An 897-nucleotide genomic window follows, 5' to 3' on the forward strand; every position below is an offset into this window, starting at 1 on the left:
CCGCCGACCCGGACCTCGTCATCGCCAACGACCCCGACGCCGACCGCTGCGCCGTCGCCGTCAAGGACGGCGGCGACTGGCGCATGCTGCGCGGCGACGAGGTCGGCGCGCTGCTCGGCGCCCACCTGGTGCGCCGCGGCGCCCAGGGCACGTTCGCCGAGTCGATCGTCTCCTCCTCCCTGCTCGGCCGGATCGCCGGGAAGGCGGGGCTGCCGTACGAGGAGACCCTGACCGGCTTCAAGTGGATCGCCCGCGTCGACGGCCTGCGCTACGGCTACGAGGAGGCCCTCGGCTACTGCGTGGACCCCGAGGGCGTGCGCGACAAGGACGGCATCACCGCCGCGCTGCTGATCACCGAGCTGGCGTCCGTGCTGAAGGAGGAGGGCCGTACCCTCCTCGACCTGCTCGACGACCTCGCCGTGGAGCACGGCCTGCACGCCACCGACCAGCTGTCGGTCCGCGTCCAGGATCTGTCGCTGATCGCGGACGCGATGCGCCGGCTGCGCGAGCAGCCGCCGACCGAGCTGGCCGGCCTGCCCATCGTCCGGGCCGAGGACCTGACCCGGGGCACGGAGAGCCTGCCGCCCACGGACGGCCTGCGCTACACCCTCGACGGCGCCCGGGTCATCGTCCGCCCCAGCGGCACCGAGCCGAAGCTGAAGTGCTACCTGGAGGTCGTCGTGCCGGTCTCCGCGCACGACGCCCTCCCGGCCGCCCGCGCCCGCGCGGCCGAGCTGCTGACGGCCGTCAAGCGCGACCTGTCGGCGGCTGCCGGCATCTGAGGCCCGCGACTCGGCGGGGTGCCCCCGGGGGCACCCCGCCGAGTCGTCCGCGCCGCCGCCCGCGGCAGGCACGGGCACGGCCGGCCATGAGGGCACGGCGGCCGTGCCGGCCGGG

At 76.0% G+C, this 897-nt stretch carries 1 protein-coding gene; it reads left to right on the top strand.

The window, feature by feature from the left end; all coding sequences use genetic code 11:
• Positions 1 to 782: phosphohexomutase domain-containing protein (locus tag CCN44_RS42085; RefSeq protein ID WP_462509674.1), on the top strand; the 782-nt coding region annotated here is incomplete at its 5' end.
• Positions 783 to 897: the final 115 nt, after the last annotated feature.

The sequence above is a fragment of the Streptomyces tricolor genome (assembly GCF_002155905.1).
Classification (GTDB): domain Bacteria; phylum Actinomycetota; class Actinomycetes; order Streptomycetales; family Streptomycetaceae; genus Streptomyces; species Streptomyces tricolor.